Source organism: Ruegeria sp. AA6 (genome assembly GCF_056542865.1).
The window spans coordinates 443,530-464,799 of record NZ_JBQGAN010000001.1 but is presented as its reverse complement, the minus strand read 5'-3'; the positions used below and the strand labels follow the sequence as shown (position 1 = coordinate 464,799).

Below are 21,270 nucleotides of genomic sequence, written 5' to 3'. Positions count from 1 at the left end.
ATCGCTAAATCAGCTTTCGAGTCGCGTCAAGCCGGGCTAAGCCCCCGCAGGCGCTCTGACCGCCGCCGCAGCAATTCAACTGTGGTCAGCAGCGCAATCGAAATCACCACAAGGATGGTCGCAACCGCCAAAATTGTCGGGCTGATCTGTTCACGTAGACCGGTGAACATCTGCCATGGCAGCGTCTTTTGGCTGGCCGAACCGACGAACAGCACCACAACCACTTCGTCAAATGAGGTGATAAAGGCGAACAGGCCGCCCGAAATCACCCCCGGCAGGATCAACGGCATTTGGATCTTGAAGAAGGTCCGCACCGGCCCTGCCCCCATATTCGCCGCGGCCCGGGTCAGCGATTGGTCAAACCCAACCAGAGTTGCCGTTACGGTGATGATTACGAACGGAATGCCCAGAACTGCGTGCGCCAAGATGACTTTGACATAGCCGACAAAGTTCTTATCCATTCCCAGCGTTCCCTCAAGGAACCGACCGATATCGCTATAGAAAAAGAACATACCTGTGGCTGAGATAATCAGCGGCACGATCATCGGCGAAATCAAGACCCCCATGATGGCGCGCCGCCCCGGTACGTGCGATTGACTTAGACCAATAGCTGCCAATGTACCGAGCGACACCGAAATGAACGTCGCAATCGGCGCGATGATCAGCGAGTTCTTGAAGCTGCGCTGCCACTCATTATTGGTGAAGAAATCGCGATAATGTTTCAGCGAATACCCTTCGGGGTCCAGCCTCAGCATCTCGGGCGTAAAGGTAAAGAAGTCCTGTGCGTTGAACGACAGCGGCAGAACCACAAGGATCGGCGTGATCAGGAAAACGAAGATCGCTCCGCAGATTACCCGGAACAGGTAGTGTTCGAAAACCTGACGGCCTGTCAGGTACGGCAACAGCTTTCGGCGATAGCGCCCTTCGTAAAGCCAGAAAATAAAGAACGCGAAGAACCATCCGGCCAACAGACCCACAATCAGGCCGGTCATACCTGCAAAGAAATAACCGACCAAAGCAAGACCCAGAATGGTGATCCAGCGCGCGACGCGCTCGTTGTCCAGCACAGTGATATAAAGCCATGCGAGGCCCGCCATCAATGCGGCACCAACTAGGATGCCAAGCAGAACACTGCCCTGTCCGGCGCCAACAAACATGCCGAGGAAACCTCCTGCGACAGCTACTGTCGGTAGAACCACCGACAACGGCTTGCGGGATATAGGTGTAAGTGCTGCCATGATCTTTAACCCAGCTTGACGTTATCGATGCCAACGATCTTGTCGTAGCACCAGTAGAGCAACAGAACGACCGCCAGCAGGATCGTCCCCAGCGCCGCAGCCAGACCCCAGTTCAGTGAGGACGAGATGTGGTACGCGATCCGGTTCGAGATAAAGACGCCTTTGGTGCCGCCGACGATCTCGGGCGTGATGTAGTAGCCAATGGCCAGAATGAACACGAGGATCGACCCCGCCCCGATACCGGGAATGGATTGCGGGAAGTAGATCCTCCAGAATGTCGTCCAGTTGGTGGCCCCCATGGATTTAGCCGCACGGGTGTAGGACGGTGGGATCGTCTGCATAACGGAATACATCGGCAGGATCATGAATGGCAGCAGGATATGCGTCATCGCAATGATAGTGCCGAACTGGTTGTTGATAATTACAAGCCGCGCGTCATCCGCCACGAGACCAAGCCAGACCAGCGTTTCGTTGATCACACCCTGCTGTTGCAACATCACTTTCCAAGCCGAAGTTCGCACCAGTAGCGATGTCCAGAATGGTAACAGAACAAGGATCATCAGTAGGTTTGAAACCCGCATCGGCAAGGTGGCCAACAGGTACGAGACCGGATAGGCCAGCAGGATGCACGCGCCCGTAATCACCAAAGACATGAACAGAGTGCGTCCGAACAGCTTGATCAGGATTTGCTTGTCTTCTGGTTGGGCCTGAGCCCCCTCAGGGGTTCGACGCATGTCGATCGCGTTGAGGAAATATCCGTTTGTGATTGGAACAGCATGGGTTTTGATCGTGCGCCACGTTTCCACGTCGCCCCAGCCATCGTGAATATCAATAAGCTTTTCCTTGAACGGCGCATCAGCTTCGGGGTCTATTTTCTTAATATTACGACCTGATTTCCGAAACATCGAGGACATGCCTGTCTGTTCATAGTTCAGCCGTGTACCCAGTTTCGTGTGCTCTTTCGCCTCAACTGCGGCGACCATGTCTTTCGTAAAGGCCGCATACAAGGCTTCGTCGGGTAGCTCACCGCTTTCAGCATCCCAGTTCCTTAGCTCGACTACTGTCAGCGGCAGCGTTTCGGCCACGATGCCATTCTCCACCGACCGGAACAGCATCGAAACGATCGGGATCACAAACGAGAGCAGAACAAACAGCAACAAGGGCGCAACGAGGGCCAAGGCCCGAAGTTTGCGACGTCGCAACGAACGCGCCAGCGATTTTTTCAGAGGCGTGCCATCGGCGGCCAGCATCGGGCCGGATTGAGTAGCGTCAGTCATCTGCGTCCCTTGGTCTTTTGTGGGTCGGGGCCAATGGTGGCCCCGACCGTGTCTTACAAAGCGGGCTTATTGCGCCAGCCACGCCTGGAATTTCGCGTCGATGTCGTCGCGGTAGTCGGCCCAGAACTCGTAGTTATACAGGAACGTGTTCTTGGCATTTTCTGGATCGGTCGGCATGTGTGGTGCCATGTCGATACCCAGTTCCGCGTGTTGACCGACCAACGGCGCCGAAGACGCGCGTGCAGGACCGTATGAAATCCACTTGGCCTGATCCGCCAGACGCTGCGTGTCTGTTGCGAACATGATATAGTCCAACGCGCGCTGCTGACGTTCTTCGCTCAGACCGGCGGGGATGATCCAACCGTCCAGATCGAACACCTGCGCGTCCCACAGCATGGCGACCGGCTGGTTTTGCTCTTCGATCACGCTGAACAGGCGACCGTTATAGGTCGAGCCCATGATGACCTCGCCATCAGCCAACAGCTGCGGCGTGTCGGCACCCGCAGACCACCAGACAACGCTGTCCTTGATGGTGTCCAGCTTGGCCAACGCCTGATCTTGCCCTTCCGGGGTTGCCAGAACATCATAAACGTCGTCCTTGGCTACACCGTCACACAGCAGAGCCCATTCCATGTTGTTGATCGGACGCTTTTCCAGCGAACGCTTGCCCGGATAAGTCTCGAGGTCGAACACGGCACAGATTTCGGTCGGAGGGTTGTCACCCACCAGATCGGTCCGATAGCCAAAGGTGGTCGAATACACGATCTGCGGAATAAAGCAGTCGCTGACCAGCAGGTCGCCAAAGTCCTCGGACGCCGGAGTCCCGTCAGGTGCCGCGGCCAGTTGGCTGTCAAAGTCGATTTCCAGCGCCAGACCTTCGTCACATAGACGGATCGCGTCCGAAGCCACAACGTCAACCACATCCCATGTGATGTTGCCCGCTTCGTTCATCGCGCGCAGCTTGGCCACCGCTTCGTTCGAGCTGTCGTCGTTCAGGATGGTGACGCCTGTCTTTTCGGAATAGGGCTCGTGATACGCCTTCAGCTGCGATTTAGAATACGCGCCGCCCCAAGAGACGATCGTCATCTCTTCGGCCATTGCACCGCCAGCAACCGCAGCAACTGCACTGGCCAGCAGAGTGGATTTAGTCACTTTCATAGTTAACTCCCTGTTATACCCGTAATTGTAGCTTTGAAGACCGGATCACGGGGCAACCCGATCCTCTGAGTGTCCCGCGTGCCCGGGCGGACCGCGCGGGAAGGTTTCGGCTCAGGCGTCCAGCGCCCGGCAATCTTGGGCCAACCAGCCGATCTCGACTTCTTGACCTGGATGCAGCTTCACCGCATCCGGTGCGTTCCGTGTCTTGATGATGAAATCATCATTCCCCGCCACCGACAGGCGGAACCGGAACACGTCACCCATATAGATGAATTCTTTAACCGTCGCAGTAAGCGTATGCGCATCGGCGTGTAGTCGGTCTTTGTTGAACTCGACCCGCTCTGGACGGATAGATACTTTGGTCCGATCACCCGCATTGTGAACATTCACCGGCTTGGCATCAATCTCGGACCCATCGTCCAGAGCCACCACACAAGAGTCGCCGTCAATTGACTTAACAACGCCTTCCAACGTATTGTTTTCGCCGATAAATTGGGCGACAAAGCTATTCTCGGGTTCTTCGTACAACAGATCCGGTGGAGCCAGCTGCTGAATCCGCCCATCGTCAAAAACGGCAACCCGGTCAGACATCGTAAGAGCTTCGGTTTGGTCATGGGTCACATATACGGTGGTGATCCCCAGCTCATGCGCCAGACGTGTGATTTCGAATTGCATATGTTCACGCAATTGCTTGTCCAGCGCGCCCAGCGGTTCGTCCATCAAAACCAGTTCGGGTTCGAACACCAGCGCCCGCGCCAGTGCGATCCGCTGTTGCTGGCCACCAGACAATTGGGCCGGACGGCGGCTGCCAAAAGCCCCCATCTGCACCATGTCCAGCGCGCGCTTTACCTTTTCTTCGCGCTGATCCTTGCCCATCTTCCGTACTTCCAAGGGGAAGGACAGATTTTCGGCAACGGTCATATGCGGAAACAGCGCGTAATTCTGGAACACCATCCCGATTCCGCGTTTATGCGGCGGGATATTGTTAATCGGACGCCCGTCCAACATGATCTCGCCATGCGTGGCGGTTTCGAACCCGGCCAACATCATCAGGCAAGTTGTCTTACCAGACCCTGACGGACCCAGCATTGTCAGAAACTCACCTTTGGGCATTGAGAGGTTAAGATCTTTTACAACGAGTACTTCGCCATCATAAGACTTTTGGACACGCTGAAATTCGACGAACGCTGCGTCATTGGACATATACCGACTTGGCTCCCTGTGCGGCCTGTTGTTTGCCCGGTTTATCCGGATCTCAAAGACCTATCGGCGCCATTTAAGGACACGCGAGGCAGGACGCGCAACCAAAATGTGTCGGTGACATGACAATTTTTGAACAACTCAAACCGCACCTAAGCAAAATTCAGCTTTCGCATATGCCAGGCAAGGCTTTGATTACTTGATAAAACAGGCTTGCTCAGACGTTTTTCCACCTCGGGTATCACGTCAAAAGTCCTTAGATTCGTGCAGCTTATAAAAACAGCTTCAACTAATGGATCAGCCCCAAGTTTAAGCGCTGCGTCAACGACCGATCGCCGTGAGATGCGCACAACTTTCGATTCTTCGGCCTCTCCAAATGAGCCAAAAACGTCCATCGAAACCCCGTTTTCAGCAAATGCCCGACGTAACGGCTCGTTCACTTCTTCGACATATGGCGAGAGCAGCGCAAATTTCGACACGCCCACATGCGCCGCACAAGCCGACGCAGCGCGCAGTGGGTTCGTGACCACCGCGGCCTTGCAGGTCTTTTGAACCATCCTCTCAACCCGGGCTGAGCCGATAATGGAACTGGCCGAGGTGCACCCGTATCCGACGACCTTGTAGGGGCGAATTTTGGGTAGCAAAGCCGCAGCCGCTGGCAGGGCTTTTTCCATTTCTGCCAGCGTGTCCGTTGTCACCTCAGCTCCGCTTGGAATACGCGAAACATAGATCGGACAGGACCGGTCGGCGAAATAGGCGTTGAACTCGGGTTCAATGGTTTCATCGGTCTGCAGTACAATCAGCCCCATCGGCGTTGCGTTGGGATCATCCTCGTCCAGCGTGTGCGGCAAATAGCTCATATCTGGGGCAACTCCGTTCTCGTTCTGGGGCTGATAAAACGCGGCTCGCCATCGGTGATGACGATGTTTTCTTCGTGGACCAAAATTTTGCCTCCGACCGAGATGCCGGGCTCTAACGTCAGGACCATCCCGGGTTCCAGAACAGTGTGGTCATCTGGGATCATCGACGGCCATTCCGTCAACGACATCCCCAACCCATGCCCCAATCGGCCTGCACCAGTGTCTTCGCTCTGGCTAGACAGGATGTTGTTCATAACGTGATACAGATCGGCTGCCGTATTGCCTTCCCGCGCGACGTCAAAGGCGGCATCCGATGCCTCGATCAGCGTGGCGTAGGCATCGCGAACCTCGGCGCTGGCGGGTCCGACTGACCAATTGCGATCATAGTCACAGAAATACCCGTCCCATACCAGACCGGTGTCCAACATCAGCACGTCCCCAGATTTCAACGCAGTCGCCCGCGCAGGGGAAATCACGTCGGTATAACCGCCCTGCTCTGCGCCGCCTGCAAGGTATGGGACCCAGTCCGCGCCCTCTTCCAAACACAACATCTGAAAGCGGCGAAAGACTTCGTCCACCGCCACGCCTTCTGTTGCAATCTCAGGCACGCGCTGAAAAGCCCGCCCAGCAATGGCACAGGCGGTTTCAATCTTTGCGATCTCCGCTTCGGATTTGACCATCCTAAGCCTACGCAGAATGCCGTCGTCACTTCCAAAGCGACGATGGCCAATCCCCTGTTGTAACCGGTGAAGATCGGCCAGAGGCATACGGACATGGGTTTCGTGTCCATCCGGCAGACCGATCACTGCATCCGATGGACAGATTTCGCACAAGGTTTCTGCCAACAGACTGACGCCATCATCGGTCAGGTCCGGCGCGCTCCAGGTGCGGATGTCTTCGACCCAGGTTTGCGCCATCAAGGCTTCTCCGATCGAAGGAATGACAGCGATCGGCTTCCCGCTCGCAGGAAGGATCAAAAACCAAGGGCGCGTCGGGCTTTCCCAAAAGCGGGTCAGGTAGCCGGTAAAATAGCGAATCTCGGGTTCGGTGGTCAGCAGCAGCGCCGACAGACCCGCCCGCGCCATGCGACGTTGCGCGCGGTCGGTTCGGGACTGGAACTCGGACGTGTCGAACCCTCTCATTCAGCAACCTCAGAGAGGAAACACAACACCCGGGCATCAGGACCAATGCCCAGAGCCTTGCGCGCATCCGCATTCATGACAGCAGCAACACCTGCCCCACCCGATGCAGTTGTGGCGATACCTGCCGAGGCCATGGCCGAGAGATGTTCCGTCACTTGCTGATCGGTCAGGGTCAGGAAATAGTCCGCATCTCGTGCAAGTCCGTTCAGGGCGATCAGCGACGGCTCTTTGCAATCCAGCCGCCCCATGACGCTGTCTGGGCCGTCGGCAAAAACACATGCCCCGGCCTCAATACTCGCCTGCAAGGCTGGCGCGGCGTCGGGTTCAACCACGATGATCGTCGGTCTATCACCCCATACGGTTCGCGCATATGCGGCGACCGCGCCCGCCAGCCCGCCGACACCGGCCTGAAGCATGATATGGGTCGGTTCTTCCGGGCATTGCTGGGCGGCCTCTGCGGCCATCTGCAAATACCCTTCCATCAAAGTATGCGGCAGCTCAAAGTACCCGTCCCACGAACTGTCCGACAGCAATATCCAACCGTTGTCCTGCGCGGCCTTGCTGGCCCCATCCATACTGGCGGCGTAATCCGCGCCATGCCGCACGACCTGAGCATTCTGTGCGCGCAGGCGGTCAGCAAAACTTTCAGGCACGGTGTCGGCGATATAAACGACTGCGTTCGCACCGAAAATTCGAGCGCCAGCGGCGACGCTCATTCCGTGATTGCCCGCACTGGCCGTGACATACGTCCGACCAGACAGAGTACCACCATCCGGCTTCTCGGACACATCTGCCGCGTGGCGCGCGATGACATAGGCCGCACCCAACGCCTTGAACGACCCCAGGTTCATTCGGCCACGCTCATCCTTGACCCAAAGTGCCGCCACGTCGGCCAAACCATCGACCGGCACCAAGGGCGTCTCGGCCGCCGCCGGGCATTGGTTCAACAGGTCGGCTACACGGCCTGCATCGGTAGACGGATATGGTGCGGCCTCAATCAGCTTGGCGCCGCCACGATACGGGTTTGATGTGAGTTTCAAGTGAGTGTCTTTCCTGTGTTGCCCATTGACGTGATCCCATCCGTCGAGTTCTGTCAACAAAACTCGGTCACCACAGGAGCAGTCTATGGCACACGCCAACCCGGCCTTCAGCCAATCGGAATACGACCGCCGGCTGGCGAAAACCCGCACCGCAATGGCGGCCGCCGGATTGGATGCGCTGTTTGTGGAAGACCCCTCCAACATGGCTTGGCTGACGGGGTATGAGGGCTGGTCGTTCTATGTCCATCAGGGCGTGCTGGTCCTGCATGACCGAGATCCGATTTGGTGGGGCCGCAATCAGGACGCCAACGGCGCACGGCGCACGGTCTGGATGTCAGATAACCGAATCCACGGCTATGCGGATCACTATGTGCAATCCACCATCCGCCATCCAATGCAGGACCTTGCTGCTCTGATACGCGACTGCGGGCTGGTGACTGGCCGGATCGGAGTTGAACTGGACAACTACTACTACTCGGCCAAAGCGCACCTAACCTTGTTGGAAGAATTGCCTGAGGCCGAACTGGTTGACGCGAATGCTTTGGTAAACTGGCAACGCACAGTTAAATCCGGCGAAGAAATCGCCCTGATGCGCAAAGCCGCCCGAATTTCCGAGCATGTGATCGACGGCGTGCTAGAGCGTGTTGAACCCGGCCTTCGCAAGAACGAACTGGTCGCTCAAATCTATCATGACGCGATGACGGGTGTGGGCGACGACTGGGGCGACTACGCTGCCATCGTTCCGCTTCTGCCTTCTGGCCCGGAAGCCTCCGCGCCTCATCTGACTTGGGATGGCGCGCCATTCGAATCTGGTGAGTGCACGTTCTTTGAGCTGTCCGGCTGTTACCGCCGCTACCACACGCCGTTTTGCCGGTCTGTCTTTCTGGGCCAGCCACCCGATCACCTGCTTCGGGCCGAAGAGGCGCTTGTCGAAGGGCTTGAGGCCGGTCTGGACACCGCCCGCGCGGGTAATCAGGCACGGGACATTGCACTGGCTCTGGCCGCCCCACTAGAACGCGCCGGGATCGAACGGGGTGCTCGCTGCGGTTATCCGGTGGGCCTCAGCTATCCGCCGGATTGGGGAGAACGCACCATATCGCTGCGCCCCGAGGATGAGACCGTTCTTGAACCCGGAATGACTTTCCACTTCATGCCCGGCCTCTGGATGGATGACTGGGGGCTTGAGATTACCGAGTCGATCCTGATCACCGAAACCGGACCCGCCGAGTGTTTCTGCAACCGGCCCCGAAAACTTTTTGTGAAACCATGACCCTTTTCAGAACCACCGAAATCCTTGCCGACCTGATCGCCTTTGAAACGATAACTGCGGACAGCAATCTTGAAATCATCCGCTACCTGACCGAACGGCTTGAGGCACTGGGCGCGCGGTGTATCGAGACACGGGACGAAACCGGGGCCAAAGCCAATGTCTTTGCAACATTGGGGCCGGATATGCCCGGCGGCATTCTTTTGTCAGGCCATACAGATGTCGTTCCCGTGGCCGATCAGGACTGGACCTCCGATCCGTTTCAAATGGTCGAACGCGACGGTAAGCTTTATGGTCGCGGCAGTTGTGACATGAAGGGTTTCATTGCGGCGTCTTTGGCCTTTGCCGAGACGCTGGACACCAGCAAGCTGACCCAGCCCCTGCATTTTGCCTTTACCTATGACGAGGAAACCGGCTGTTTCGGCGCACAGAACCTTGTCAAAGACCTGTCCGAACGCGGGATCGTTCCCGACATTGCCATCATCGGTGAACCCACCGAGATGCGGGTGATCGAAGGGCACAAAGGCTGTTTCGAATACACCACCGAATTTGTCGGGCTCGAAGGGCACAGCTCGGCCCCCGAGGACGGCGTCAACGCGGCTGAATATGCTGCGCGATACGTCAACAAGTTGCTGGAGCTGCGTCAGATCCTCAAGGCACGCGCGCCCAAGGGCAGCATGTTTGAGCCGCCTTGGTCGACAATCAGTGTCGGCTTTATTTCTGGCGGTGTCGCCCATAACGTCATCGCCAGCCGGGCTGAGGTGGGCTGGGAAGTCCGCCCGGTGCAGTCCTCGGACGCCGATTTGGTACGGGAAACCATGACAGATTATGTCGCGCATACTCTGCTGCCCCAGATGCAGGCCGTTCATAGCGAAGCCAGCATCACTCAGAACGTGACAGCCGAGGTTGAAGGGCTCGAGCCGATGGAAGAAAACGCCGCGCGCGAGCTTGTGGCCGAACTGACGGGGGCCAACGGGACCGGTGTCGTCTCATTCGGGACCGAGGCGGGGTTGTTTCAGCAGCTGGGCGTACACGCGATTGTCTGCGGGCCGGGCTCGATCACACAGGCGCACAAGGCAGACGAGTATGTTGAGATCGAACAGCTTGATCTTTGTTGTCGTATGTTGGAACGGCTGGGGCGTCGTATGACTGCTTAGCCCGTTCCGTGAGTGCGGTCATAGGCAGAACGCGCAGGCTGCACATGCGCGGCCCGCGCATCCGCGCCAGGGTCGTACACTTCCATCACCAACGGATAGCAGGCGGCGACGTCAGAGGAATGCTCGGACGAACAATCCCCTCCGGGACAAGCTGACAGGCCAACGATCAGATCAATCTCGGCGTAAAACTCCAGATAGTCGCCGGGCCGCACTGGGCTGGCTTTCATGAAATATTGCCCGGTATCGCGGGTAAACCCAGTACACATGAACACGTTCAGCACGTCATGTACAAGCATCTCGGCTTCGTGCAGAGGCAGGTCACAATGGCTGGCCAACGCACGGGTCAGGTTTGAATGGCAGCAATAGTGATAGTCATCGCCCGACAGCAACCGACCAGTATAGGGATCGCAGCGCGTTCCGATCACGTCGTGAACCGAGCCGCCAAAATCGTCGAACCCGTACCAATCCAACGTATCGTCAACAACGGTCGCCATTGGACGCATGTTGGGAAAGCTCGACCACATCCGATCACCAGTTGACAGGTGGGTTCCGTGCAGAGCGCGGGTTTTGCCGGAATAGAACCGTTCGGTCAGGTCGTGCTTGTTCCACATGTTCAGGTCGCCGACCTGCGGACCATCGACCGACAGCACCCGAACAAACGCGCCGGCGGGGACGTCGATACATGCAGCATCCCGCGGGGCCGCTATCGCCTCAGCCGTCTTAATGGCCCCCTTGCGTAGCTTCGCCAAGGCCGTCAGGTCGGGCTGTTTCAGCGTCTCAGGCGGATAGCAAATGACCGGAGGAATGGCTTTGCGCTCATCAGCATCCAAAGGTGCAACGAAGTTCGGATGTTCCAGTATCATGAGCGCTCTCCCCTGCTTTTACACAGGCTTAGCGCATAATGAACGGGTTCGCCATCGGCTCTTGCGCGGTGCTGATCCACGTGGTCTTGGTCCGGGTATAGTCCAGGATCGCCTCGACCCCGGCCTCACGCCCATAGCCCGACTGATTGAACCCACCGAAGGGTGCAATCGGAGAAATCGCGCGGTACGTATTCACCCAGCAAATCCCGGCCCTGATCCGTTTCGACACACGATGCGCCCGCGCCAAATTCTGCGTGAAAACGCCCGAGCCCAACCCGTAGGGCGTGCTGTTTGCCAAAGCGATGGCCTCTTCTTCGGTGTCGAAGGGCAGCAGAGACATCACGGGTCCGAACATCTCAACCTTCAGCGTTTCGGTCTCGGGTGAGGTACATTGAACCAGAGTTGGCGTCATGTAGTTGCCCGGACGATCCGCGGGCGCTCCGCCGAATCGGATAACTGCTCCCTGCCCTTGTGCCGTGGCCAAGGTCGCCTCGATCTTGCTAACCTGAGCGGCTGTGCATAGCGGGCCAACATGCGTGTCGGATTGCAGCGGGTCGCCCAGCCGGATTGCGCTGGCTTTCTGTTCGATCCGCTCAATCAAAGGCTCAAAGATCGACCGATGCACTAAGCCACGCGTTCCAGCCACACAGCTTTGACCCGAGGCCCCAAAGTTCCCAGCGATCAGCCCGTTCGCGGCGCCATCCAGATCGGCGTCATGAAACACAAGGATCGGCGACTTGCCCCCCAGTTCCAACGAAGTAACTGCGAAGTTCTCGGCAGAATTACGCACCACATGACGCGCTGTCTCCGGCCCTCCGGTAAAGGCGATCCGATCCACATCCGGGTGGCGGGTCAACGGAATGGCACAGTTTTCAGCGTCACCGGTGATGACCGAGACAACCCCCGGCGGAAAACCCGCCATTTCGATCAAGCGCGCGAACTCTAGCATCGGCGCGGGCGCGATTTCCGAGGCTTTCAACACCACCGAACACCCCGCTGCCAGGGCCGGGCCCAGCTTGGTGGCTGTCAGGAACATCTGCGCATTCCACGGCACGATGGCAGCGACAACACCGATCGGTTCGCGCGCGGTAAAGACGTGCATATCCGGTTTGTCGATGGGCAGAACCGTGCCCTCCACCTTATCCGCCAACCCCGCGAAATAGCGATAATAGTCAGCGACATAGCCGGTCTGCGCCGAAGTTTCTGCAAGCAGCTTACCACTGTCCGTTGTCTCCAACTTACCCAGTCTGGCGGCATGTTCTGCAACCAGATCAGCAAGCCGATACAACAGCTTACCGCGCGCGGTTTGTGTCATATCTCGCCATGCTGGATCATCCAGAACACGTTTTGCCGCCGCAACGGCGCGGTCAACTTCGGTTGCCGAGGCGCAGGCGAATGTCGCCCATCCCTGTCCGGTTGCCGGGTTCTCGGACGTCATGACCTGCGTATCTGAGCCCTCGGTCCATTCGCCATCAATGAACAGTTGAAAATGCGGAAGATTTCCCATGGTGGTCCTCACTGAAAGGCTGGCATGACGTCGTCGATGAACCGCGCCAGAGAGGCGCGTTTGCGATCGTTGGTCATGCCGCTATCGACCCAGAACGAAAACTCATCATAGCCCAGATCCTCGTATCGTTTGATCCGGTCGATCACCTGCTGGGTTGTCCCTACTGTCAGGTCCTGACCAAGTTTCTCGGTGGTGTACATTGGATTGGCGTCCATTTCCTGTTGTGAAATGCGCTCTATCAACCCCTGCTGAATTGGGCGTTTGTTCAGGAACCACGCTCCGAAATAATTGTAGTAGCGCCGCAAATCCTCGATACCCTGCGCCACGTCCGCGTCATCCTTGCCGACATATGTGTGGTGCAGCAACATGATCTTGGGACGCGGGCCAGAGTGGCTTTCGCAGGCATCGTTGAAGCGGCCCATCAGCGTCTCGATTTCTTCCATGCCTTGCCACAGCGGAGTGACCTGTATGTTAAACCCGTTATGGACACCGAATTCGTGACTGTTCGGATCACGCGCTGCGATCCAGATCGGCGGGCCACCTTCCTGCAACGGTTTCGGGGCCGAGGTCGTGGCGGGAAATGAATAGAACTCGCCTTCGTGCGCGCAGTCTCCCTGCCATATCATAGTAAGCAGAGGTGTGGATTCACGCATCCTCTGCCCCGCTTCCCACGCATCCATTCCCGGCATCAGGCGCTCATACTCAAATGAATATGCCCCCCGCGCAATTCCCAACTCAATTCGCCCCTTGGTGATTTGATCCGCCGCCGCGGCCTCACCGGCCAGCTTAATCGGATGCCAGAACGGCGCGATCACCGTCCCGGTTCCCAGCCGCACGTTCTTGGTGTGATGCGCCAGATCGACCAGAGATAAAAACGGGTTCGGTGCGATGGTGAACTCCATCCCGTGATGTTCGCCCGTCCAAACCGCACGCATGCCACCTTCGTCGGCCATTTTCACCAAGCTGACAAATTCGTCGTACAGAACGTCGTGGGGCTGATCGGGCGTCAGACGCTCCATATGGGCAAACAGAGAAAACTCCATCAATCGGCTCCTTTAGCGAAATTGTGAATGTCACCGCGCTCGGAGTCGCCCAGATACAGGGCGAAATCGCCAGTCTGGGACTCGCGCGCAAAGCGGGTCATCATGTGGTGAATGCCTTTCGAGACGTAAGTCAGATCGGGCAATTCCGCGACCGGCACCCATTCGGCATTGTCCGATGATGCGGTCTGATCGGCAGACGCCAGAAAAAACGTGTAGTGCAACTTGGTTTCGGCATCGTTGAACGAGGAGTAAACCTGTTCGACCCTTGCATGCAGTCCTCGTTCGGCCAGACCCTGCACCAACCTGTTCCGCTGGCCGCCACGCTTTGCGCCCGAGACCTGAATCGGATGAAACGTTTCACCGTCACGTTCAAGCAGAACCTTGTCGCCGGATGTGATGATCGCACCGCATACCGTCGGAACCTTGGCGTCCATCTCGCGCTCCAGCCCCAGGCTGAAATACGAGCCGCCAACATAGCCCAACCCGTCGCCTACGGTATGAGAGAACTCTTGCACGCAACCTATCAGAATGGTGTGATCCCCTGCCGGAATGGCCTGATGCGTTTCGCAGCAGAACTGCGCCAGCGCGCCCTCGATAAGGGGAAGGTCGTGCAGACCATTTCGATGCGCAATTTTAGCGAACCGATCACCCTTGTACCCCGCGAAAGTGTTCGAGACCTCTTGCTGCCCTTCGGCCAGAATGTTGACGGCGAAGTGGCTGCAATCGGCAAAGACCTCATGGCTGGACAGAAACTTGCCTGGGCACACCAATAGCAATGGCGGGTCAAGCGAAACAGAAGAAAAGGAATTGGCCGTAAACCCCACCGGCGCCCCGGTCGCATCGCGAGCAGTTACAACGGTTACTCCGGTCATAAAGCTGCCAAAAGCGGCGCGCAATGCGCGTGGGTCTTGTTGGGTCATGACGTACACTCCAGCATAAACTGCAACAGGGCGGCGTTGACCTCAGACGCATGTGTCATCGGCATCATATGCGCCGCGCCAGAGATAATCTCGGCTCGTCCCATCGGCGTTAACTCAGCCATTTTCTGCGACATCCCGGGGGTCGAGTTCGGTTCATCCGCACCAGTCAAGAACAACGTCGGGCATTTTATCGCGGCCAGTTGCGCCTCGGTCGGGCCGTCACTTTCGGCAAAGACGGTGTAAGCGGCTTTGTATGCGCGTGGATCAACCTGCTGCAGCCAGAGAGCGCAGGCTTCGCGTTCGACCGATGCTTGATCCGCAAACCATCGCCCGAGCGTCACCGAGGGATCGTTCGGCTGCGTCTCATCCAACCCGTACGCTCGGGCCAGAACCGCTTGGCGGGCGGGCTCTGGGCGCTTGAATATCGCGTTCAGAGCAGCAACGCCTTTGATATTTGGGTTATCCGACGCCGCCAAATGCAACGCGATCAACGCGCCCATCGAATGCCCGACTAGGACAGTCGGTTCCTGTAACACGGCATTGACCGCCGTGGCATAGCTTTCCAATCCATCCGGTTCAGAAAACGGGGCTTCGCCATGACCCGTCATGTCTGGACACACGACCCGAAACCCGTCCGAAACCAACGCATCGATCTGCCCGCCCCACGCCTCGGCCCGCAAACCGACGCCATGCAACAGCACGACCAGAGGCCCCATGCCCGCATCAATCGCGGTCAGACCGCCAATCTTAGACCGAGGCCGGGTTGTCCACGTCATGACCCAAATCCTTCAAGTCTTGATAGCGGTCTCCGATCCGGTGATGCGGCCGCCCCGAAGTGGCACCACCCAACACCACAACGACCTCGTCGGCACGCGGTGCGTCTGGAATGGCGAACTGTAGTGTCAGATAATGCGACCTGCGGCCTGCGTCGTTCTTATCCATCAATGGCACCATGATCGGCGCGTTTGCTGGCCCACGGGTGTTGGTGAAAGACAAGTAAGACTTTGCGCCGACTGCCTGCCGGAAGTGATTTCCAAAATGAAGTGTGTGGATCAGGCCCGAGGCATGCTCGACCTCTCCGTCCAGTCCCACTACGGCGGCTTTCCCATAGGCTTCGATGGCCTCACCGCTACCGGCCAACGCTATCATTCGGCTGGTCAGGACTTCACCGAGGATGGGGGCAAAGCTCAGAATTTCGGGCCGCAGGTCTTCGACGTACCGACCCGCCCATGGGTTTGTAACCACGGCTGCCACCGCAAACGTCCGCCACGGACGTTCTGCCTTGCGAAACCCTTCGACCAGAATTTCCTCGTCAAAAGTCACGATTTTCCGAATATTTGGCTCCACGAGCGCCCCCTGTTTTGCTTGGGCGAATATCTCTGGCCAAGGTCCCTTTTGACAAACGAAAGAACTTCGGTCTTAGGTATTAGTGACTCTAATATGTAGGTTACCGATGGCGAAAACGCTTCCCCCGTTGACTTGGTTCAGATCATTCGAAGCTGCAGCCAGGCGGCTCAGTTCCACCGCTGCCGCAGAAGAAATTGGTCTGACCCAATCCGCAGTCAGTCAACAGATCAGATCGCTGGAAACACGGTTGGGCGTGGTTTTGTTTCACCGCCACGCGCGGGGTCTGTCACTGACTGACGAAGGACGCAAACTGCTGCCGCAAGTCGAGGCCGCGCTTGAGATGCTGCATTCGGCAGCCTCTCCGTATCTGGCGGAGGAACGGGCGCGGCACATCACCGTTGCGGCCTCGGTCAGTGTTCTGGAATGGGTGATTTCGCCGGCGCTTCCTCAGTTCCGGGCCAACAACCCTGACACGTCCATACGTTTCGTCAGCACGATCTGGCCTGACGAATACGCCGCCTCGCGCGCGGATATCGAAATCCGGTTCGGGTCAGCAAAACAGGTCGGCCGGGATGCTTCGGCACTGTTGCCGAACGAATTGATTGCAGTAAAGGCGCCCGATCTTTTCGGTGACATTAGCGATCTACCGCTGATCGAAGCCGTAGGCACATCTGACAATTGGGCATCGTGGGCCGATGCAACCAACCAATCTACTCACACACCGTTATTCTACGTAGATTCCTATGGGCTGGCGCTGCAACTCGCCACGACCGGGAATGGCGTTGCTTTGGTCAACTCCCTGATCGCCGAACACGCCCTGAGGACCGGACAGGTCGTACGTGCCTGCCAGAGCTCAACTCCTGCGACTGAGGGGTATTATCTGGCTGTGACGCGCAGTTCGCCCGAAGTAAGTGCTTTCAAACAATGGTTTTTTGAAACACTTCATAGCGATAGGTGGCCCAAGGCCTGATGCAGACAAGGCGATGACATACGCGAGGATATCGAAGCAACCCAGATTGAGCGAATACCGCCCGAAAGGTTCGCGTCCCCCGGATTTGGGTTACCTTGTCATCAAAGTGGCGCGGACCGGCGACAAAAAGTAAAACCCGCCGAGCAGCGCCAAGCCAATAGCAGAAACAATCCTTATAACCGTCTCTGCGCATTGGGCATCGTGTTTGGCAAACCGCATCAATGCCATCCGAAGTTTAAGCCCATCTGATCAGCCCGATGATGGCCGAAGTTGCATAAAATCCCTGCAACAAGAGAAAGGTCCACCGGCGGTCAATGACGGCCCAAGCCGCGAACAGTCCTGACGAAAGGAGCAATAGTGCAAAACCCAGCATCTCTGCCCCGATATTCGAGGCAATCAACAACGCGTACGCCATCGCAAGCACTGATCCTGTGATTTCATAAACTGTCGTCAAAGCACGACGCGAAGTTTCAACTTTGGCCATGTTTCACCCCTTCCGCTTGAGAAAGTCGACCAGCAGGGAGGCGATCCGATCGGGTTGATCTTCCATCGCAAAGTGACCGCAGTTCTCCAAGACGTGCAGCTCGGACCCCGGAATTGTATTGTGCAGCTTGTGCGCCCAATCCACGACCTGCCACGCGTCATCTGCACCCCAAATCAATTGCACCGGCAATGCGCCGAGTTTTTCGTAGTTGATGTTGTTCGTGTGTTTGGCGCCATAATGCCGGACCTGATGCTGGAAAAGGCTACCTTGTCCAATAGGACCACTTATGAGGTCGAGATATGTATCCATTGACGCCTGAACCAAGCGATCTTTGTTATGCACAGCGGACAGCAGCCACTCGTGAAAATGTGCCCTGTGATCTGCGTCTGACGCATCCACCAGTTGCTGCAAACCTGCTTGCATCTGTTCTTTGGTGCGCTTGGACGGCCAGCTGTCAAAACTGACGATATCGATCAAAGTCAACGACCGGACACGCTCGGGCGACTGGACGGCAAAGCGCGAGGCCACAGCGCCACCAATGTCGTGGGCTATGACATGCAGGTCGTCCAACCCCCACATATCCAACAACCCTTCAAGGATCGGTACCTGCCCGGTGACCGAAGTATCAACCGATGGTGCCCAAGGCCGCTCGGACAGGCCAAAGCCCAGCAGATCGTATACATGAACCTTGTAGCCAGCGCCGATTAAGCCAGGCACCACGTCACGCCAGATATAAGACGACGACGGCGTACCGTGAATCAGCACAACAGCGTCCCCTGAGCCAAAGGTTCCGTGGGCAATGCGAGCGTTGTTGATCAGTGCGTGGTCGGTGACGAGGTATGACATTTTTAGCCTCCTGGGAATTTTCTTTCCCTTTGACTAAACCAGCGCTAGAGTGTGACACAAATGAATGTTTGTCATTATTATATCTACTTTTGTCATGGAGGGGCGCATGAATGAACGCTTGGAAATAGACGCCTTGCGCGCCTTGTTGGCCATTTCCACACATGGTGGAGTGACGCGTGCAGCGGAACATCTGGCCCTGTCGCAATCGGCCGTGAGCCATAAGATTAGACGACTGGAGCATGCGTTGGATTGCGACCTGCTGACCCGTCGCGCAGGTGGCCCCTTGTTTACCGACGCAGGTCAAAGACTGTGCGACTATGCCCGACGGATCACGGAACTGCATGATGAAGCACTTGCGTCTTTGGGCAAAAAGCCTCTGACCGGTGCCATTCGATTGGGCATGACCGAGGACACCACCACCAGTGGCATTGCAAGAATATTGGGGCGTTTCCAACGCTTATACCCAGATGTTCAGGTTCGCACACGTACCAGTCAAAGCTTGAATGTTCAGTCGTGGCTAAAAGCGGGAGAGTTGGACGTCGCGATCATGCAAATTTTTCGCAAGGACGCGTTGCCCAGCGATCTGATCTTGTTCGAGGATAGTCTACACTGGGTCAAGTCGGCTGAGTTTCGCGTGGACGTAACGGCCCCCGTGCCTTTTCTATCATTCGACAGCCAGTGTTTTTATAGGCAATGGGGCATGGGGCACGGTCCGTATCGTTTTGACAGCGTTCTGGAATGTCCCAGCGCTGCGGGTATCCAATCTGCTGTCCGCTCTGGACTTGGCGTTGCGCTGCTGAACGGTTTGCACATCACACAGGATATTGAGGTAATCGACGGCCTATTCCCGGACCCACCCGACATTGCCTATGTTGCACGCACATCGCTGAAGCGCCAAAACCAGGCAGCGATGGCATTAATTGAAGAAATCCGCAAAGAAGTCAAAGCCGCCATTCCTTTGCGGGTTGCGGTTTAAACGCAACGACCGCACTAAAACTACACCTGCTCTTATGACTTGAACGAACGTTGCCGGCGGCGTTCAATTGATTTTCGGAAAGCCAAGTCACTGAACAAGGTCAACGGTAGCAAAACCCTCTCACCCAGACCGTCAATAACGACCAACTTCCCGCCACGCTCTTGCGCGCGAACGATGTTTTCTGGGCCCATGTCGCCAACAATAATCCGCCCACGTTCAAGATCGTCCAGCAGTTCCAGGAATTCCTCGCGCAGTTTTTTTCGAGCCTCGGAACCTTTAGCCAGTCCAGCCCTCTCAGCCTTCAGTGTCGGTGCAAGCTCGCCATTCGGCCCTGTCAATTTTTCAACAACCAAAGCTGGTCCCTCGGAAGTCGGCGCATACCCCATGAACCGGGCCAGACGTTCGATTTCGGGGCAGCCGCGATGAAGGGCCGCCAGGTATTCATTCGCCTCACGGCTCCACTGCCGCAGATTACCATAGCGCCGCTCTGCGTAGCGTGGCCAAAAGTGCTTACGCGATGGTTCATCCACCCGAACCTTCAGCAACGCGCCCTCGATCTCAGGGTGTTGAAAAATCTTATAGTTGTTGCTGTCGCGCAAAGGAGTGTGGCCACTCAGGTCAATCATATCTGTTACGTCCAGTTTATTTAGTACACGCATCAACGGCGGCGCCGGATGCCGAATTCTAAGATTTGTCATAAAAGGTTCCCAAAACTGTTACAATTGCCCAAATAGCCGTGAAATCATCGCATGGATGCCCAAAACACAATTGTGAAGTAGGAAAGTGCGCGCTTTGCTCAACCACGATTAAAATACGGGCAAGCCTCACCTGTGCAGACTGCTCATCAGTTTTTTGCTGAAACTCCGAATCCAGTTGCCAATTCGCATGAGGTTCTGAGGCTCCGGTGGCGAAACTAGGCCGCAGAATCGGCAGGTTTTCTAAAGCTGAACAAGCTTCGGCGTCATTCCCCATTTCAGCATTCGGCGCTGTTCGCCTTAAGTATGTCCAAAAGAACCCGGGCATGTCGATTTGTTCAACCCGAGCCGGATCCTGCTTGAACTCGCCCTGATCAAAGCCCTGGACCACCTCCGGAAACGGAAGCTCTTGAGGCTGCATGGGATTCAACGTAGTCGCTTTAACTACAACGGCCAAACCGACCTCCCATTCACCGCTGAAGGCAAGCCGCATTCCGTAGTGGGCCAAAATGACCGTGTCATTTGGGTTCAGGGCAGCCGCCCTCTTTCCAACCTGACGGAGCCCTTGAAAATCGCCGGCACCATCCACAACATCTGCGCGATGCGCTGGTGCGGGATGCGCTTAGTTGGTCGAAACACATCAATGATGCGCTTTATGAGTTCGGACAAGAGGCCAAGGTCACGTTCGCCTCGCGCTCTTGGCCTCGTTTCGGCAGTGACTGCAATCAAGAGGTCATGGGGACGGAGCGCGACACCTGAGCCAACCTAAGCAACGGCCTGCTGAATCTGGCCAACAAGTGCGTGACGATCCATCAGGTTTACAATGAGTACGAGGTGCCGAAATGCCTACAACAACGGTGGGCAGCACGCAGCTATCACTGTTCGGTCGAACACGACAGCCGCGCTGTGATCAAACGGTATTTGGGCTATTTGGGTGTCAACCCGACCACGCTAACGCCTCCGTCACCGGAAGACAGTGCGCCGTTGTTTGTTGAGACGATGGGCAGCGCCGCGCCGAGCTTGGTCGAGGGACAGGAACTGTTCGACAGCGGCAAGTGCCTTGAGGCGACCGAAATCTAGAACAATTGGCCTCGAAAATGGATCAGTTCGACCTGGGCTTCGAACTTATGCCTGGGACCGGCACGCGGGACCTGACACGGCCAGCCAATGACTTTGCCCAACCGACGCTGTCGAACTCAAACGGCGGTTCTACCCTGAGCATTGCCCCGGGCTTTTTCTAATGAATTTCTGCTGTGCGCGCAGCGTCCCAATTCAAAATG

General features: G+C 56.8%; 23 protein-coding genes. 6 read left to right on the top strand and 17 right to left on the bottom strand.

Annotation, left to right across the window (positions count from 1 at the left end; all coding sequences use genetic code 11):
* Positions 1 to 26: 26 nt before the first annotated feature.
* From ACR0LN_RS02115 to ACR0LN_RS02085, 7 genes are all read right to left on the bottom strand, one after another.
* Positions 27 to 1,238, bottom strand: a complete 1,212-nt coding sequence (locus ACR0LN_RS02115) for an ABC transporter permease (protein ID WP_480427460.1) — start codon at positions 1,236 to 1,238, stop codon at positions 27 to 29.
* 5 nt (positions 1,239 to 1,243) lie between these two features.
* A complete protein-coding gene (locus ACR0LN_RS02110) occupies positions 1,244 to 2,515 on the bottom strand; it encodes an ABC transporter permease (protein WP_480427459.1) in 1,272 nt (423 codons plus the stop codon).
* 66 nt (positions 2,516 to 2,581) lie between these two features.
* Complete coding sequence (locus ACR0LN_RS02105) at positions 2,582 to 3,673, bottom strand: extracellular solute-binding protein (RefSeq protein WP_480427457.1); 1,092 nt, start codon at positions 3,671 to 3,673, stop codon at positions 2,582 to 2,584.
* A gap of 111 nt (positions 3,674 to 3,784) precedes the next feature.
* On the bottom strand, positions 3,785 to 4,876 hold the full coding sequence (locus ACR0LN_RS02100; protein WP_480427456.1) for an ABC transporter ATP-binding protein: 1,092 nt from the start codon (positions 4,874 to 4,876) through the stop codon (positions 3,785 to 3,787).
* Between the two features lie 149 nt (positions 4,877 to 5,025).
* Positions 5,026 to 5,733 (bottom strand): maleate cis-trans isomerase family protein, encoded by a 708-nt coding sequence (locus ACR0LN_RS02095; RefSeq protein WP_480427454.1) that lies wholly within the window; start codon positions 5,731 to 5,733, stop codon positions 5,026 to 5,028.
* Positions 5,730 to 6,875 (bottom strand): M24 family metallopeptidase, encoded by a 1,146-nt coding sequence (locus tag ACR0LN_RS02090; RefSeq protein ID WP_480427452.1) that lies wholly within the window; start codon positions 6,873 to 6,875, stop codon positions 5,730 to 5,732. Before ACR0LN_RS02090 ends, ACR0LN_RS02095 begins: the two co-directional genes overlap by 4 nt.
* The gene (locus ACR0LN_RS02085; protein WP_480427451.1) at positions 6,872 to 7,915 is read right to left on the bottom strand and encodes a pyridoxal-phosphate dependent enzyme; all 1,044 of its coding nucleotides are present in this window, start codon (positions 7,913 to 7,915) and stop codon (positions 6,872 to 6,874) included. Before ACR0LN_RS02085 ends, ACR0LN_RS02090 begins: the two co-directional genes overlap by 4 nt.
* Before the next feature lie 85 nt (positions 7,916 to 8,000).
* Here ACR0LN_RS02085 and ACR0LN_RS02080 point away from each other — a divergent pair, with 85 nt between their 5' ends.
* Together ACR0LN_RS02080 and argE are read left to right on the top strand one after the other, a co-directional pair.
* Positions 8,001 to 9,185: a M24 family metallopeptidase gene (locus ACR0LN_RS02080; protein WP_480427450.1), complete on the top strand. Its 1,185-nt coding sequence runs from the start codon at positions 8,001 to 8,003 to the stop codon at positions 9,183 to 9,185.
* The gene (gene argE / locus ACR0LN_RS02075) at positions 9,182 to 10,339 is read left to right on the top strand and encodes an acetylornithine deacetylase (protein WP_480427449.1); all 1,158 of its coding nucleotides are present in this window, start codon (positions 9,182 to 9,184) and stop codon (positions 10,337 to 10,339) included. Before ACR0LN_RS02080 ends, argE begins: the two co-directional genes overlap by 4 nt.
* Here the strand turns inward: argE and ACR0LN_RS02070 are convergent.
* Genes ACR0LN_RS02070 through ACR0LN_RS02045 form a run of 6 tightly spaced genes read right to left on the bottom strand, consistent with a single transcriptional unit; the run spans position 10,336 to position 16,019 of the window.
* Entirely contained in the window at positions 10,336 to 11,202 is an 867-nt protein-coding gene (locus ACR0LN_RS02070) for an urea carboxylase-associated family protein (RefSeq protein ID WP_480427448.1), read from the bottom strand. The genes argE and ACR0LN_RS02070 overlap by 4 nt on opposite strands.
* A gap of 28 nt (positions 11,203 to 11,230) precedes the next feature.
* Positions 11,231 to 12,709, bottom strand: coding sequence for an aldehyde dehydrogenase (locus ACR0LN_RS02065; protein WP_480427447.1), 1,479 nt, complete (start codon positions 12,707 to 12,709; stop codon positions 11,231 to 11,233).
* Between the two features lie 8 nt (positions 12,710 to 12,717).
* The gene (locus tag ACR0LN_RS02060) at positions 12,718 to 13,752 is read right to left on the bottom strand and encodes an LLM class flavin-dependent oxidoreductase (protein WP_480427445.1); all 1,035 of its coding nucleotides are present in this window, start codon (positions 13,750 to 13,752) and stop codon (positions 12,718 to 12,720) included.
* Positions 13,752 to 14,672 (bottom strand): flavin reductase family protein, encoded by a 921-nt coding sequence (locus ACR0LN_RS02055; protein ID WP_480427444.1) that lies wholly within the window; start codon positions 14,670 to 14,672, stop codon positions 13,752 to 13,754. The genes ACR0LN_RS02060 and ACR0LN_RS02055 overlap by 1 nt, the downstream gene beginning before the upstream one ends.
* The gene (locus ACR0LN_RS02050) at positions 14,669 to 15,448 is read right to left on the bottom strand and encodes an alpha/beta fold hydrolase (protein WP_480427442.1); all 780 of its coding nucleotides are present in this window, start codon (positions 15,446 to 15,448) and stop codon (positions 14,669 to 14,671) included. The genes ACR0LN_RS02055 and ACR0LN_RS02050 overlap by 4 nt, the downstream gene beginning before the upstream one ends.
* A complete protein-coding gene (locus ACR0LN_RS02045) occupies positions 15,420 to 16,019 on the bottom strand; it encodes an amino acid synthesis family protein (protein WP_480427441.1) in 600 nt (199 codons plus the stop codon). The genes ACR0LN_RS02050 and ACR0LN_RS02045 overlap by 29 nt, the downstream gene beginning before the upstream one ends.
* Positions 16,020 to 16,125: 106 nt before the next feature.
* Here ACR0LN_RS02045 and ACR0LN_RS02040 point away from each other — a divergent pair, with 106 nt between their 5' ends.
* Complete coding sequence (locus ACR0LN_RS02040; protein ID WP_480427440.1) at positions 16,126 to 16,989, top strand: LysR family transcriptional regulator; 864 nt, start codon at positions 16,126 to 16,128, stop codon at positions 16,987 to 16,989.
* A gap of 235 nt (positions 16,990 to 17,224) precedes the next feature.
* Here the strand turns inward: ACR0LN_RS02040 and ACR0LN_RS02035 are convergent, their stop codons facing one another.
* Positions 17,225 to 17,473, bottom strand: a complete 249-nt coding sequence (locus tag ACR0LN_RS02035; RefSeq protein ID WP_480427438.1) for a hypothetical protein — start codon at positions 17,471 to 17,473, stop codon at positions 17,225 to 17,227.
* 3 nt (positions 17,474 to 17,476) lie between these two features.
* On the bottom strand, positions 17,477 to 18,319 hold the full coding sequence (locus ACR0LN_RS02030) for an alpha/beta fold hydrolase (RefSeq protein WP_480427437.1): 843 nt from the start codon (positions 18,317 to 18,319) through the stop codon (positions 17,477 to 17,479).
* A 106-nt stretch (positions 18,320 to 18,425) separates the two neighbouring features.
* Between ACR0LN_RS02030 and ACR0LN_RS02025 the strand changes: the two genes are divergently transcribed.
* Positions 18,426 to 19,295, top strand: coding sequence for a LysR family transcriptional regulator (locus ACR0LN_RS02025; RefSeq protein WP_480427436.1), 870 nt, complete (start codon positions 18,426 to 18,428; stop codon positions 19,293 to 19,295).
* A gap of 32 nt (positions 19,296 to 19,327) precedes the next feature.
* On the opposite strand, the gene ACR0LN_RS02020 is transcribed toward ACR0LN_RS02025, so the two are convergent.
* Positions 19,328 to 19,993, bottom strand: coding sequence for a YrbL family protein (locus ACR0LN_RS02020; protein ID WP_480427435.1), 666 nt, complete (start codon positions 19,991 to 19,993; stop codon positions 19,328 to 19,330).
* Complete coding sequence (locus ACR0LN_RS02015; RefSeq protein ID WP_480427434.1) at positions 19,980 to 20,579, bottom strand: hypothetical protein; 600 nt, start codon at positions 20,577 to 20,579, stop codon at positions 19,980 to 19,982. The genes ACR0LN_RS02020 and ACR0LN_RS02015 overlap by 14 nt, the downstream gene beginning before the upstream one ends.
* A 212-nt stretch (positions 20,580 to 20,791) precedes the next feature.
* Between ACR0LN_RS02015 and ACR0LN_RS02010 the strand changes: the two genes are divergently transcribed.
* Positions 20,792 to 21,070, top strand: coding sequence for an alkyl sulfatase dimerization domain-containing protein (locus tag ACR0LN_RS02010; RefSeq protein WP_480427433.1), 279 nt, complete (start codon positions 20,792 to 20,794; stop codon positions 21,068 to 21,070).
* A 17-nt stretch (positions 21,071 to 21,087) separates the two neighbouring features.
* Entirely contained in the window at positions 21,088 to 21,231 is a 144-nt protein-coding gene (locus ACR0LN_RS02005; protein ID WP_480427432.1) for a hypothetical protein, read from the top strand.
* Positions 21,232 to 21,270: the final 39 nt, after the last annotated feature.